The sequence below is a fragment of the Micromonospora sp. NPDC018662 genome (assembly GCF_044391475.1).
Lineage (GTDB): Bacteria > Actinomycetota > Actinomycetes > Mycobacteriales > Micromonosporaceae > Micromonospora.
In genome coordinates this window covers 175,543-189,724 of record NZ_JBISAC010000005.1, presented here as the reverse complement: position 1 = coordinate 189,724, position 14,182 = coordinate 175,543, and the positions used below count along the sequence as shown (strand labels likewise).

12 protein-coding genes are annotated in these 14,182 nt (G+C 75.1%); 9 read left to right on the top strand and 3 right to left on the bottom strand.

From position 1 onward, the window contains the following. Nucleotides 1-20 precede the first annotated feature (20 nt). Nucleotides 21-794, bottom strand: coding sequence for an anti-sigma factor (locus ACH495_RS17405; RefSeq protein WP_396858739.1), 774 nt, complete (start codon nt 792-794; stop codon nt 21-23). Then, nucleotides 748-1,368, bottom strand: a complete 621-nt coding sequence (locus ACH495_RS17400; protein WP_396858738.1) for an RNA polymerase sigma factor — start codon at nt 1,366-1,368, stop codon at nt 748-750. The genes ACH495_RS17405 and ACH495_RS17400 overlap by 47 nt, the downstream gene beginning before the upstream one ends. A gap of 227 nt (nt 1,369-1,595) precedes the next feature. Between ACH495_RS17400 and ACH495_RS17395 the strand changes: the two genes are divergently transcribed. From ACH495_RS17395 to ACH495_RS17365, 7 genes are all read left to right on the top strand, one after another. Then, nucleotides 1,596-2,426, top strand: coding sequence for a DUF4397 domain-containing protein (locus ACH495_RS17395; RefSeq protein ID WP_396858737.1), 831 nt, complete (start codon nt 1,596-1,598; stop codon nt 2,424-2,426). Beyond that, on the top strand, nt 2,423-3,094 hold the full coding sequence (locus ACH495_RS17390; protein WP_396858736.1) for a class F sortase: 672 nt from the start codon (nt 2,423-2,425) through the stop codon (nt 3,092-3,094). Before ACH495_RS17395 ends, ACH495_RS17390 begins: the two co-directional genes overlap by 4 nt. Nucleotides 3,095-3,180: 86 nt before the next feature. Further along, nucleotides 3,181-4,356, top strand: coding sequence for a cysteine desulfurase family protein (locus tag ACH495_RS17385; RefSeq protein ID WP_396858735.1), 1,176 nt, complete (start codon nt 3,181-3,183; stop codon nt 4,354-4,356). A gap of 37 nt (nt 4,357-4,393) precedes the next feature. Next, a complete protein-coding gene (mnmA, locus tag ACH495_RS17380; protein WP_396858734.1) occupies nt 4,394-5,467 on the top strand; it encodes a tRNA 2-thiouridine(34) synthase MnmA in 1,074 nt (357 codons plus the stop codon). A gap of 578 nt (nt 5,468-6,045) precedes the next feature. After that, entirely contained in the window at nt 6,046-7,050 is a 1,005-nt protein-coding gene (locus tag ACH495_RS17375; RefSeq protein WP_396858733.1) for a methionine synthase, read from the top strand. Nucleotides 7,051-7,087: 37 nt separating this feature from the next. After that, entirely contained in the window at nt 7,088-7,456 is a 369-nt protein-coding gene (locus tag ACH495_RS17370) for a VOC family protein (protein WP_396858732.1), read from the top strand. Nucleotides 7,457-7,482: 26 nt separating this feature from the next. Beyond that, complete coding sequence (locus tag ACH495_RS17365) at nt 7,483-8,496, top strand: ADP-ribosylglycohydrolase family protein (RefSeq protein WP_396858731.1); 1,014 nt, start codon at nt 7,483-7,485, stop codon at nt 8,494-8,496. Nucleotides 8,497-8,509: 13 nt separating this feature from the next. Here ACH495_RS17365 and ACH495_RS17360 read toward each other — a convergent pair whose 3' ends face one another. Next, a complete protein-coding gene (locus ACH495_RS17360; RefSeq protein ID WP_396858730.1) occupies nt 8,510-9,073 on the bottom strand; it encodes a type II toxin-antitoxin system PemK/MazF family toxin in 564 nt (187 codons plus the stop codon). A 182-nt stretch (nt 9,074-9,255) separates the two neighbouring features. Here ACH495_RS17360 and ligA point away from each other — a divergent pair, with 182 nt between their 5' ends. Both ligA and ACH495_RS17350 read left to right on the top strand, forming a co-directional pair. Beyond that, nucleotides 9,256-11,409: an NAD-dependent DNA ligase LigA gene (gene ligA, locus ACH495_RS17355; protein WP_396858729.1), complete on the top strand. Its 2,154-nt coding sequence runs from the start codon at nt 9,256-9,258 to the stop codon at nt 11,407-11,409. A gap of 152 nt (nt 11,410-11,561) precedes the next feature. After that, nucleotides 11,562-14,162 carry a putative bifunctional diguanylate cyclase/phosphodiesterase gene (locus ACH495_RS17350; protein WP_396858728.1) on the top strand — a complete coding sequence of 867 codons (2,601 nt, stop codon included), beginning with the start codon at nt 11,562-11,564 and terminating at the stop codon, nt 14,160-14,162. The last annotated feature ends 20 nt before the right edge of the window (nt 14,163-14,182 follow it).

The window sequence follows — 14,182 nt, the reverse complement described above, 5'->3', positions numbered from 1 at the left end:
GAGCTGAGCCGGCCCGCCGATCAGCCCGTCAGGGTGCCCCTCAACAGGCTGTCGCCGGAGTGGCGGGTGTTGTTGTCGTACTGCTCGGCGCTGATGTCGACCACGGAGAAGGTGCTCAGGTCGACGTTGCGGGGGATCGGCAGCAACGCGTCTCCCGATCCGTTGCTCAACGTGCCCACCGAGAACATCTCCATCGTCTTGGGATCGATCAGCCAGACCTCGTAGTACCCCGGAACGTTCGGGAGATTCGCCACGTGCAGATGCAATTGGTTGTCCCCGAGCACCCGGGCGTCGCCCGAGGCGTCCTTCGGTGTCGAGCCGAACGCGGCCAGTGGCGCGCTGGCCAGCACCGTCGGCTGCGGCGTCGGCTCGTCCCCGCCGGTGCCGAGCACCGCGACGGTGCCCGCCACACCGATCACCGCGGCGGCGGTGGCGGTGACCGCGGTGCTCGCCCACCGGGGGAAGCGGCGGCCGCGGCGCGGCCGGGTCGCGACAGCCGGCCGGCCGGCCGGGTCACCGGTCGCCTCGCCGGTACGCGGTGGCCGGCGGCCGTTCAACGTGGGCAGTTCCTCGGCGGCCCGGATCTCGGCGACGATGCCCTGCCAGAGATGCTCCGGCGGATCGGGCAGGTCGGCCAGGCCCTGGGTGCCGGCGCCGAGCCCGGCGACGTGCTGGAGCGTCTCCAGCTCGCCCCGGCAGTGACCGCAGGAGCCGAGGTGGGTGGATTCCGCGTCGGCCGCCTCGCTCTCACCGAGCGCCAGAAAGACCAGCCGGTCGTGGTCCAGGTGCTGCACCGTCCACCTCCCATCTGCGTTTCAGGCTCTGCATGCCGCGCCGGATGTGACTCTTGACCGTGCCGAGCGGCACGCCTGTCACGGCCGAGATCTGCTGGTGTGTCAGGTCGTCGTAGAACGCCAGCTCCAGCATCCGTCGTTGCTCGTCGGGGAGCCGGGCCAGCTCGTCGGCGACCACCAGCCGGTCGACCACCGTGTCCGGGTCGGGGCCGGTGTCCACCGGCTCGGGTAGTTGCTTCACGGTCTCGACCACCCGGGTCTCCCGGGCCGCGGCCCGGATCCGGTCGATCGCCTTGCGCCGCCCGATGCCGAGCAGCCAGCCGATCAGTGATCCCTTCGCCGGGTCGAACGTCTCCCGGCCGAGCCAGGCGGCGACGAACGTCGCCTGGGTCACGTCCTCGGCGTCACTCCGGTTGGCCAGTGTCGTGGTGGCCAGGTGCAGCACCGCTCGGCCGTATCTGTCGTACGCCTCGCGCAGGGCAGCCTCGTCGCCGTCGCGGAACCGCGTCGCGAGGTCGTCCTCGCCCGGCGGCTCGGGGCCCTGCCTGGCCGCCGTCACCGGGCGGCTCGCCATCCGTGGGGCATGCCGAACTGTAACTCCCACCGCCCCCGCCCCACTCTCCCGGTGTGTCCGGCACGACGCCCGTCACCTCTTCCTTCGTCGCCGGGGACCCCGGCGGATGCGGTCGCGGCCGGAAAAAGAAAACGGATCCGGAGCGCATCCGAGGGCGGCGGGGCCGGCGTAACCCGTTCTGCAAGCCAGGCCTGACGAATCAGCACCAACCAGCAGGAGGCACACAAATGCAGCACGCCATGTTCCGTCGGGTCGCCGCGGGCGGCGCGGTGGCCGCCCTCACCTTCGCCGGCGTCGGCGCCGCCACCATGAGCCCGGCCTACGCCGCCTCGTCGAAGGTCTCCGTGGTCCACGGCATCCCGGACACCCCGGTCGACGTCTACGTCAACGGCAAGAAGACGCTGGACAACTTCAAGCCCGGCGACGTGGCCGGCCCGCTCACCCTGCCCGAGGGCGAGTACGACATCGCCCTGACCAAGCCCGGTGAGGCGGTCGACAAGGCCATCCTGAAGGTCGACGACGCCGAGGTGCCGGGCGGGGCGAACATCAGCCTCGCCGCCCACCTGAGCGCCGACGGCAAGCCGCAGATCACGCCGTTCGTCAACGACGTGTCCAAGGTGGGCGCCGGCAAGGCCCGGCTGATCGTCCGGCACACCGCGGCCGCGCCGGCCGTCGACGTGCGGGCCGGCGGCAAGCCGGTCTTCGAGGGGCTGACCAACCCGAAGGAGGCCAAGGCCGACGTGGCCGCCGGCACCGTGAAGGCGGACGTGGTGCTCGCCGGCACCGACACCGTCGCCATCGGCCCGGCCGACCTGAACCTCAAGGAGGGCACCGCCACCATCGTCTACGCCATCGGCTCGGCCGACGCCAAGAACCTGGACCTGGTGGCGCAGACCATCACCGGCCTGCACTCCGCGCCGGGCGGCGTGCCCAGCGGCACCGGCGGCCAGGCCGGCACCGGCGTGGACACCTGGTGGTACGTGCTGGCCGGCGCCGGCGTGCTGCTCCTGGTCGGCGGCGGCGCGCGGGTGGCCACCGCCCGGGCCGGTCGCCGGTGACGGTGCGCAACCGCGGGGCGCTGGCGGCGATGGCCGCCGGCGCCGCCGCGCTCACCGTCTCGGCCCTGGTGGCCTGCGGCTCGCAGCCCGCCGAGGACGTCGGCGCCGACGAGGCGGCGGCGCTGGCCAGCGCCACACCGGCCGCGACGCCGACGACGGCGGCGACCGGTGACCCGTCGGTGCCGGTGAACGCCGGCACCCTGCCGGCCGACGGCACGACCGTGCCACCGGTACGGCTGAGCATCCCCCCGATCAAGGTCACCGCCTCGGTCAACCCGGTCGGCATCAACAGCCGCACCGACGAGTTCGAGGTGCCGCCGAGCGTGGACCAGGTCGGCTGGTACCGCTACGGCCCGGGCCTGGAGGCCGACGCCGGCTCGGTGGTGATCGCCGGGCACGTGGACAGCGCCGAGCAGGGCAAGGGGGCGTTCTTCCGGCTCCGCGAGCTGGACCGGGGGGACACCCTGACCGCCACCGGCTCGGACGGCAAGGAGCGCCGCTACCGGGTGGTGGCCCGCGAGGAGTACACCAAGACGAAGATCCCGCTGGAGCGGTACTTCGCCCGGGACGGCAAGCCGCGCCTGACGCTGATCACCTGCGGCGGCCCGTTCGACCCGAAGACCCGGCACTACCGCGACAACATCGTGGTCACCGCGGTTCCCTCATGAAGCGCTGGACCGCCCGTCCCACCCCGGCGCGGGACGGGCGGTCCGGCCACCGGTGGCCCGCCCGCCGGCCGTTAGGCTGAACGGTGATGGCATACCTGGATCACGCGGCGACGACCCCGATGCTCGACGAGGCACTCGAGGCGTACGTCGCCACCGCCCGCGAGGTGGGCAACGCGTCGTCGCTGCACGCGGCCGGCCGCCGTGCCCGGCGACGGGTGGAGGAGTCCCGCGAGCGGGTGGCCGCCGCGCTGGGTGCCCGCCCCTCCGAGGTGATCTTCACCGGTGGTGGCACGGAGAGCGACAACCTCGCCGTGAAGGGCATCTTCTGGGCCCGTCGCGACGCCCGGCCGGAGCGGGTCCGGGTGGTCTCCAGCGCGGTCGAGCACCACGCCGTGCTGGACGCGGTGGACTGGCTCGTCGCGCACGAGGGCGCGGAGGCCGGCTGGCTGCCGGTCGACGCGACCGGTCGGCTCGACCCGGAGCGGCTCCGCGCCGAGCTGGCCGAGCACGGCGACCGGGTGGCGGTGGTCACGTCGATGTGGGCCAACAACGAGGTCGGCACCCTCCAGCCGGTGACCGGGCTGGCCGCGGTCGCCGCCGAGCACGGGGTGCCGTTCCACACCGACGCGATCCAGGCGGTCGGTCAGGTGCCCGTCGACTTCGCCGCGAGCGGGGTGTCCGCGCTCACCGTCACCGGGCACAAGCTCGGCGGCCCGGCCGGCGTCGGCGCGCTGCTGCTGGCCCGCGACGTCGCGGCCGTCCCGCTGCTGCACGGCGGCGGCCAAGAGCGCGACGTCCGCTCCGGGACGCTGGACACCGCCGGCATCGTCGCGTTCGCGGTCGCCGTCGAGGCCGCGGTGAAGGGCCAGCAGGAGTACGCGGCCCGCGTCGCCGCGCTCCGCGACGAGCTGGTCGGGCGGGTCCGGCGGGCGGTGCCCGAGGTGGTCTTCAACGGCGACCCGGCCGACCGTCTCCCCGGCAACGCGCACTTCTCCTTCCCCGGCTGCGAGGGGGACGCGCTGCTGCTGCTCCTCGACGCTCAGGGCATCGCCTGCTCGACCGGGTCGGCCTGCTCGGCGGGTGTGGCACAGCCCTCGCACGTGCTGCTGGCCATGGGCGCCGACGACGACCGGGCCCGCTCCTCGTTGCGCTTCACGCTCGGGCACACCAGCACCGGCGCGGACGTGGACGCGCTCATCGCCGCGTTGCCGGCCGCCGTCGAGCGGGCCCGCCGCGCGGCCGCCCTCCGTTCGCCCCGCTGACCCGGATACCCTCGGTGCGGACGAGGGGAGTGGGCCGGTGAGGGTTCTGGCGGCGATGTCGGGCGGGGTGGACTCCGCCGTGGCGGCGGCGCGGGCGGTCGAGGCGGGACACGACGTGACCGGCGTGCACCTGGCGCTGGCCCGCAACCCGCAGACCTATCGCACCGGCGCCCGGGGCTGCTGCACGCTGGAGGACTCCCGGGACGCCCGGCGTGCCGCCGACGTGCTCGGCATCCCGTTCTACGTGTGGGACATGGCGGACCGGTTCCACGACGACGTGGTCGACGACTTCGTCGCCGAGTACGCGGCCGGCCGTACCCCGAACCCGTGCCTGCGCTGCAACGAGAAGATCAAGTTCGCCGCGGTGCTGGACCGGGCCGTGGCCCTGGGCTTCGACGCCGTGGTGACCGGCCACCACGCCCGGCTCGGCCCGGACGGCCTGCTGCGGCGCAGCGTCGACGCGGCCAAGGACCAGTCGTACGTCCTCGCGGTGCTGACCCGCGCGCAGCTCGACCGGTCGATCTTCCCGCTCGGCGACTCGACCAAGGCCGAGGTGCGCGCGGAGGCCGCCCGGCGCGGCCTCGCCGTGGCCGACAAGCCGGACTCGCACGACATCTGCTTCATCGCCGACGGCGACACCCGCGGCTTCCTGGCCGAGCGGCTCGGCGAGGCCCCGGGCCAGGTGGTGGACGCGCTCACCGGCGCGGTCGTCGGCAACCACAGCGGCGCCTACCAGTACACCGTCGGGCAGCGACGCGGCCTGCACCTGGACCGCCCCGCGCCGGACGGCCGGCCCCGCTACGTGCTCTCCATCACGCCGACTACCAACACGGTGACGGTCGGCCCGGCCGAGGCGCTGGAGGTCTCCTCGGTGCACGCCACCCGCCCGGTCTGGACCGGCGGGCCGCGCCCGGACGGGGAGTTCGAGTGCGAGGTGCAGCTACGGGCGCACGGCGACGTGGTGCCGGCCGCCGTCTCGGTCGACGCCGACGGCCTGCACGCCACGCTGCGCCGTCCGCTCCGCGGTGTCGCCGCCGGCCAGGCGATCGTGGCCTACCGGCCGGATCCGGCCGGTGACGTGGTCCTCGGCTCCGCCACCATCGCCGGCTGACGGCTCAGGGCGTGCCGGGCCCGCCGGGCGTGCCGGGCCCGCCGGGCGTGCCGGGCCTGCTGGGGTCACCCCCCGCGGTGGCTCCGCCGGGCTGCCGTGGCGCATCCGGCTCGCGCCGTTACCGGGTTCTGGCCGGGCCAGGTGCCTCGGGTAGTTCTCTGCGGTGCCCCTTTCGAGCTGAGAGCACGAACGACTCACCGACCGGCACCCCGCTGCCGCGCCGGGGCGACCCCGTCGGCGCGACCCGTGCGGGCGGGGGACGGGAGGGTAAACGCGGAGCAGCGGTCTCCGGAACGGGCCCGATTGCACCCGGCCTGGGGCATGCCCGGCCTGGGGCATGCGCGGCCTGGGGCATGCGCGGCCTGGGGCATGCGCGGCCTGGGGCATGCGCGGCCTGGGGCATGCTCGGCCTGAGGCACGCTCAGCGCAGGGCATGCCCGGCCAAGCAGGGTGCCGGTCGGGGTCGGCGGCGGGCGGGTGAGTCGTTCCTGCTCTCAGCTCGAAAGGGCCGCTGAAGCGCTCTGGTCCGCCGGCCCACGTCCCGCCCGCCCCCGGCGGGCAGCGGCTAGGCTTCGGCGGTGACTGATCAGCAGTGGCCCTGGCCGGCCGGGGCGGCGACCGGAATCGGTTCGCTGCCCGGCACCGACATCGCCGAGGCGCAGCGGATCGTGCTCGGTGAGCTGCCCGCCCTGCCGCACCTGCCGGAGCTGCCCGGCCGGGGTCCGGGCGCGGATCTCGTGGGCCGCACCGCCGGGCTGCTCGTCGAGCTGCCGGTCGAGCTGTACGCGGCCCGCTGGCGGATCGCCCCGCGCCCCGGCCGGGACCTGCGCCGCGCCCGTGACCTGATGGAACGCGACCTCGACCAGCTCGCCGAGCAGGCCGAGGAGTACACCGGCCCGGTCAAGGTCCAGGCCGCCGGCCCGTTCACCCTGGCCGCCGCGCTGGAGCTGCCGATCGGTGGCCGGCTGCTGCGCGACCCCGGCGCGGTACGCGACCTCGCCGGCTCGCTCGCCGAGGGGCTGCGCGGGCACGTGGCGGCGGTGGCCCGACGGCTGCCCCACGCCTCGGTGCTGCTCCAGCTCGACGAGCCGTCCCTGCCGGCGGTGCTGGCCGGCCGGGTGCCCACCGAGAGCGGCTTCGGCACCCATCGGCCGGTGGAGCCGGAGGTGGCCCGGGCGCTGCTGCACGGCGTGCTCGACGCGGCCGGCGTACCCACGCTGGTGCACTGCTGCGCGCCGGACGTGCCGCTGGAGCTGCTCCGCTCCGCCGGCGCGGTCGGCGTCGCCCTCGACCTGTCCCTGGTCACCGCCCTGGACCCGCTCGGCGAGGCGCTCGACGCCGGGTTCGGGCTGTTGGCCGGCGCCGCGCCGACGCTGCCGCCGTCGTCCGGCCGTCCGCCGACGTCCGCCGAGGTCGCCGCCCGGGTCCGCCGGGTCTGGGACCAGCTCGGCTTCCCCCGCCGGCGGCTGGCCGAACAGGTGGTGGTGACGCCCGCGTGCGGCCTGGCCGGTGCCACCCCGGCGTACGCCCGGGCGGTGCTGACCGCCTGTCGCGACGCCGGCCGGCGACTGGCCGAGGAGTGACGTTTTCCTGTCGTACCCCGGGGGCAGCATGGCCGGCATGATCGGACGACTGCGTTCCACCGTGATCGACTGCCCCGACCCGCGTGCGCTGGCCGGCTTCTACGCGGAGCTGCTCGGTCTCCCGCTGATCGAGGACAATTCCGACGGCGACGACTGGGTGGTCCTCGGCGGTCCGCCCGGGCACCAGCCGCGTCTTGCGTTCCAGAAGGCGCTCGACCTGCGTGCCCCCGACTGGCCCGACCCGGAGCGGCCGCAGCAGTTCCACCTCGACGTGACGGTGGACGACATCGAGGCGGCCGAGAAGGCGGCGCTGGCCCTGGGCGCGCGGCGGCTGCCCGGTGAGGGGGAGGGCTTCCGGGTCTACGCCGACCCGGCCGGCCACCCGTTCTGCCTCTGCTGGGACTGACCCCGCCGGCCTTGCACGGCCGGTGCATGATCACCACCGTGACCGCCTCCACCGTCCGACGCGCCGCCGGCTCGCTCTTCGGCCTGGCCTACGGCGACGCCCTGGGCAAGCCGACCGAGTTCCTCACCGTCACCGAGATCGTCCGGCGCTACGGCCCGGCCGGTCCCCGCGAGCTGGTCGGTGACCCCGCGCTGGTCACCGACGACACCCAGATGGCGCTGGCCGTGGCGTGGGCGTTGCACGACGCGCCCGCATACACGGCGGCGGCGGTGGAGCCGCTGCTGCGCCAGCGCTTCCTCGACTGGGCGGCCAGCCCGGAGAACAACCGCGCGCCGGGCATGACCTGCCTGCGGGCGTGCGCCGAGCTGAGCCGGGGCACCCGGTGGCAGGCGGCCACCGTCGCCGGCTCGAAGGGCTGCGGCGCGAACATGCGGGTCACCCCGGTCGGGCTGCTCGACGTCGACCTCGACACGCTGGCCGGGCTGGCGCAGCTCCAGGCCGGCCTCACCCACGGTCACCCGACCGGGCTGGCGGCCAGCGAGCTGACCGCGTACGCGGTGCGGCTGTTGCGCGACGGCGCGGCGCTCCCGGCGCTGCCCGCCCTGCTCACCGAGCGGGCCCGCGAGCAGCGCACGGTCTACCGGGGCGAGTGGCTCGGCGACCTGTGGCAGCGTCCGGGCGTCAGTGATCCGACCGAGTTCATCGCCCGGGGTTGGGACGACTGCCTGCGGGTGCTCGGCCGGCTGGAGGCGGCGTTGGCCCGCCCCGACGACGGCGGCGACCCGTGCCGGCTCACCGGCGAGGGGTGGATCGCGGAGGAGGCGCTCGCGACCGCGCTGCTCTGCGCGCTGCGGCACCCGGACGAACCGGTCGCCGCGCTGGCCCGGGGCGCCACCACCGCCGGCGACTCCGACTCGATCGCCGCGCTGGCCGGGGCGTTCCTCGGGGCCGCGCACGGCATGGCCGCCTGGCCGGCCGGCTGGTCCGCCCGCATCGAGTACGCCGAGCAGCTCACCGCCCTGGCCGACGCGCTGGACTGAGCGGCGTCCGCGGCTACGCGGTGAGGTGGGGCAGGCGGCGCACGCCCCGCCACACCTCGGGGTCGCAGTCGCCGGCTCGGTCCGCGAACGCGTCGAGCGGCACCGGGATCGGCTCGCTGACGTCGAGGAAACTGTCGTGGTCCGCGTCCGGGTCCCAGGTGCGGGTCGGGATGCGCACGTGGTCGTCCCGGTCCGACTTGTCCTGGCTGGTGATCTTCAGTACCTCGGCCGCCCGGCCGTCGACGCGCAGCACCAGGCAGGGGCGCACCTTCGAACCGGTGCCGTCGGCGTACGGCACGTCGGCCCACCAGATCTCCCCGGGCCGTGGCCGGTCCCCGGCCGGCCGGTCGGCGCCGCGCGGCCTCGGCGGGGCGGCGACCCGCCCGCCACCAGGCCGGCCGCCCCGGCCGCTGTCCGGCCGGCTGCCCCGTCCGCCGCCCGGCCGCCGGTTCCCGGCCCGCCCGCGTACCCCCGGACGGGTGGACCGGTCGGCGGCCCGGCGGCGCCACTCTCCCCACAGCCAGCCCGCCGCCACGCAGGCCACGATCACCAGTGCCCAGATCAGCCCGTCGCGCATCCGTACCCCGCCTTCCGTCCGCTTCGGCCCAGCGATCGTCGCACGGTCGCGGCCCGTCCGCTCTGCGGCGCGGCACGCGTCGCCGGGGCGACGGGTCGCCCTGCTCAGCGCGGGTGGGCGGACGGTTGTCACAGCCGACCGTTACGGTTCGGGGGTAGCACGAGCACGGGAGGTCGACAGCGGTGTCAGATGGTGGCGGCGTGTCCGAAGAAGCGGTTCCCCCGACGCCCGACGCCGCCCAGCAGGCGGCGGCCGGCGCCGAGCCCACCCCGGCGGCCCGGGAGCGGCACGCCACGCTGAGCCAGGAGCTCACCGAGCATCAATACCGCTACTACGTGCTGGACGCGCCGACGATCACCGACGCGGAGTTCGACCGGCAACTGCGCGAGCTTGAAGCACTGGAGGCGCAATATCCGGCGTTGCGCACGCCCGACTCGCCCACCCAGCGGGTCGGTGGCACGTTCTCCACCGACTTCACGCCGGTCACGCACGCCGAGCGGATGATGTCGCTCGACAACGCGTTCGCCGACGAGGAGCTGGCCGCCTGGGCCGAGCGGGTCGAGCGCGACGCCGGCGGCCCGGTGCCCTACCTCTGCGAGCTGAAGGTCGACGGCCTGGCCATCAACCTGACCTACGAGAAGGGCCGGCTGGTGCGGGCGGCCACCCGCGGCGACGGCCGCACCGGTGAGGACGTCACCGCCAACGTCCGCAGCATCCGGGGCGTGCCGGCCCGGCTGACCCCGGCCGACGACTTCCCCGACGTGCCCGAGCTGATCGAGGTGCGCGGCGAGATCTACTTCCCGGTGGCCGGGTTCGCCGACCTCAACGCGAGCCTGGTCGAGCAGGGCAAGGCGCCGTTCGCCAACCCGCGCAACGCCGCCGCCGGCAGCCTCCGGCAGAAGGACCCGCGGGTCACCGCCTCCCGGCCGCTGCGCCTGGTCGTGCACGGCATCGGCGCCCGCAAGGGCTACCGGCCGGCCGCGCAGTCCGAGTCGTACGCCGCGCTCAAGGCGTGGGGGCTGCCCACCAGCGACCGCTGGAAGGTGGTGGACGACCTGGCCGGCGTGGCGGAATACATCGCCTGGTACGGCAAGCACCGGCACGACGTCGAGCACGAGATCGACGGCGTGGTGGTCAAGGTCGACCCGGTCTCCATCCAGGGCCGACTCGGCTCGACCAGCCGTGCGCCGCGCTGGGCGATCGCCTTCAAATATCCGCCGGAGGAGGTCAACACCACGCTGCTCGACATCGACGTCAACGTCGGGCGCACCGGCCGGGTCACCCCGTTCGCCGTGCTCCAGCCGGTGCTGGTGGCCGGCTCCACGGTCGCGCTGGCCACCCTGCACAACGCCCGCGAGGTCGAGCGCAAGGGCGTGCTCATCGGCGACACGGTGGTGCTGCGCAAGGCCGGCGACGTCATCCCCGAGATCCTCGGCCCGGTGGTCGAGCTGCGGCCGGCCGACGCCCGCCCGTTCGTCATGCCGACCACCTGCCCGGCCTGCGGCACGCCGCTCGCGCCGGCCAAGGAGAGCGACGTCGACATCCGCTGCCCCAACGGCCGGGCCTGTCCGGGGCAGATCCGCGAGCGCGTCTTCTACCTGGCCAGCCGCAAGGTGCTCGACATCGAGGTGCTCGGCGAGAAGGGCGCGGCGGCCCTGCTGGACGCGCAGATCATCACCAACGAGGGCGACCTGTTCCAGCTCGACGCCGAGCAGCTCGCCCGCTCGCCGTTCTTCGTCAACAAGGACGGCAGCCTCGGCAGCAACGCCACCAAGCTGCTGGAGAACCTGGCCGAGGCCAAGGAGCGCGACCTGTGGCGCGTGCTGGTGGCGTTCTCCATCCGGCATGTCGGCCCGACCGCGGCCCAGGCGCTCGCCCGGCACTTCCGCTCGGTCGCCGCGGTCGAGGCGGCGTCCGAGGAGGAGCTGTCCTCGGTGGACGGCGTCGGCCCGACCATCGCCGCGAGTCTCAAGGAGTGGTTCGCCGTCGACTGGCACCGCGACGTGGTGCGCAAGTGGGCCGAGGCCGGCGTACGCATGGTGGAGGAGTCCGGTGACGAGGGGCCGCGCCCGCTCGACGGGGTCACCGTGGTGGTCACCGGCACGCTGGCCGGGTTCAGCCGCGACGAGGCCGCCGAGGCGATCCAGAGCCGGGGCGGGAAGGTGACCGGCTCGGTCTCCAAGAAGACCGGCTTCGTGGTGGTCGGCGACAACCCGGGCAGCAAGGCCGACAAGGCGGCCACGCTGAAGCTGCCGATCCTCGACGAGGACGGGTTCCGCGTGCTGCTGGAGTCCGGCCCGGAGGCGGCCCGGGCGGTGGCCCGGGTGGAGGGCTGACCGGGGAGGCACTGCCGGGCCTGCGGCGTATACCAACTTAATTACGACTACTACCGATTCGTGACTGTCGTGTCGGGAAAATCGGCCCGGAGGGCGTTTCATTGGCGTACGGCGCGTGACGGCGCGCGCCAGGACCGTGCCCGGGAGGTGCGATGGCGACCGGCGACCCGCGCAACTCCGTCCCGCCGGGGCGGACCGGGCCGTTCTTCGGCTTCGTCGGTGCGGTCGGCGTGGTCGCCCTGCTCGTCTCGGTCGGGCCGCTGGCCGCGCTCCCCGAGCGGCTGACCGAGCTGCCGGTCGCGTTCTGGACCATGGCGGCGCTCGCCGTCGCCTGCGACGCCCGCCCGTTCGTCCCGCCCGGCCGGCGGCAGACCTCGGCGGTCTTCCCGTCGACCTGTTTCACGTTCGCCATCCTGCTCGGCTGGGGGCTCGGCCCGGCCGTGGCGGTGCAGGCGGTGGCGGTGGCCGTCTCCGGCTGGCGTCTCGGGTACGCCGCCTGGCGCACCGGCTTCAACGCGGCCCAGTACGCCTGCGCGCTGGCCGCCGCGTACGCGATCACCCGGCTCGGTCCGGGCGAGCTGTTCGACGGCGGCCGGCTGCACTGGACCGACGTGGCGGCGGTGGGCGGCGCCACGGTGGCCTGGTTCGTGGTCAACTACGGCCTGGTCAACTCCGCCATCCGGCTGCGCTTCGGGGACCGGTGGTGGCCCAGTGTCCGGCTCGGGCTGGCCTACGAGCTGCTCTCCACCGGGTCGCTGCTGCTGCTCGCGCCGGTGCTGGTGGCCGCCGCGCGGGCCAGCGCGGCGCTGATCCCGCTGGTGCTGGTGCCGCTCTTCGCGGTCTACCGGATGGCCCGGCTCTCCGCCGAGCGGGAACAGCTCGCCGACGTCGACCCGCTGACCGGGCTGCCCAACCGCAAGGCGTTGCTCACCGAGGTGGCCGAGCAGGTGCACCTGCACGCCGAGCGGGCCGCCCGGGGCGAGCCGGGCACCCACCTGGCCCTGCTGCTGCTCGACCTCGACCGGTTCAAGCACGTCAACGACGCGCTCGGGCACGCGGTGGGCGACCGGCTGCTGGTCGAGGTGAGTGCCCGGCTGATCGACGTGGTCGGCGCGGACGAGATGGTGGCCCGGCTCGGCGGCGACGAGTTCGCCATCGTCGTGCCGGGGCTGGCCGGCGTCGAGGAGGCCCGGGAGCGGGCCGACCGGGTGGTCGCCGCGCTCGCCGAGCCGGTGCCGCTGGACGGGCTGCCGCTCGACGTGGGGGGCTCGATCGGCGTCGCGCTCTTCCCCGAGCACGGCGAGGACTTCGCCACCCTGATGCGGCACGCCGACGTGGCCATGTACGACGCCAAGCACCGCACCGACACGGTAGCGGTCTACGCGCCCGAGTCCGACCACAACTCGGCCGAGCGGCTGAGCCTCCTGGCGGACCTGCGCCGGGTGTTGGAGGCCCCGCCGCACCCGCCGTCGCCGTCCGGTGAGCCGGTGGGCGTGCGCGGCGGGGACGGAGCGGCGCTGACGCCGGATCCGTCCGTCGCCGGGCCGGCGCACCAGGCCCGACCGGTCTCCGAGGGGGACCCGGTCCATGACGCGCGGTCGGTCCACGACGCGCGGCCGGTCCACGACGACGGCCGGGACGCGGACCGGGCCGGTGCCGCGCCGGCCCGTCGGCGGCTCCGCTGGCGGCGGGAACGCGTCGAGGCGCGCTCCGACGACGACCTGATCGAGCGGATCCTCACCGGTGCCGACCCGATCCGCCGCCGGGCCGGCCGGGTCCCCGATCCGGTCCGCTCCGGCAGTGGTGACACGCCGCGGACCGCGCCGGCGGCGCCGGCTGCGACGACCGCGCCGGCTGCGACGACCGCGCCGGCCCTGGAGGTCGTAGCCGCGGGGGAGGGCGTACCCCCGGTGGAGGCCGCGCCCGCCGCGGGGTTGGCGTCGGGCGCGGAGGCCGGCGAGATCACCATGTACTACCAACCGCAGATCGCCATCGCCACCGGTGAGGTGGTCGGCGTCGAGGCGTTGCTGCGCTGGCGGCACCCGCGCCGGGGCATGGTCGACCCGGGGGAGCTGATCCAGGTCGCCGAGCAGAGCGCGGTCATGCGGCTGCTCACCCGCCGGGTGGTGGACGACGTGGTGGAGCAGCTCGCCAAGTGGCTCGCGGCCGGGCTCACGTTGCGGGCCGCGCTCAACGTCAGCGTGCGGGACCTGCACACCGGCGAGATCGCCGAGCAGATCGCCGACCGGCTGACCCGGTACGGCGTCCCGCCCGAGCGGCTCCAGGTGGAGATCACCGAGGGCGCGCTGATGGCCGACCCCCGGCGGGTGCTGGCCAGCATCACCCAACTGCACCGGATCGGCGTCGGCATCGCGCTCGACGACTTCGGCACCGGCTACTCCTCCCTCCAGCACCTGCGCCGGCTGCCGCTGTCCGAGGTGAAGGTGGACCGGTCGTTCGTGCTGGGGATGGCGGACGACCCGGACGACGCGGCGATCGTCCGCTCGATGATCGAGCTGGCCGGCGCGCTCGGGCTGCGGGTGGTCGCCGAGGGCGTGGAGGACGAGCGCACCTGGCGGCTGCTGCACGCCGCCGGCTGCGACGTGGCGCAGGGCTGGTTCCACGCCCGGCCGATGCCGGCCGAGGAGCTGATCACCTGGCTGTCGCGCTACCGCCCGGTCCGCCCGACCGCGGCGGACGGCGACGGGCGGGGCGGGCCGGCGGCGGAGGGGGAGTCGAAGGCGTCGTCGTGACAGCGGGACAATAGACTCGC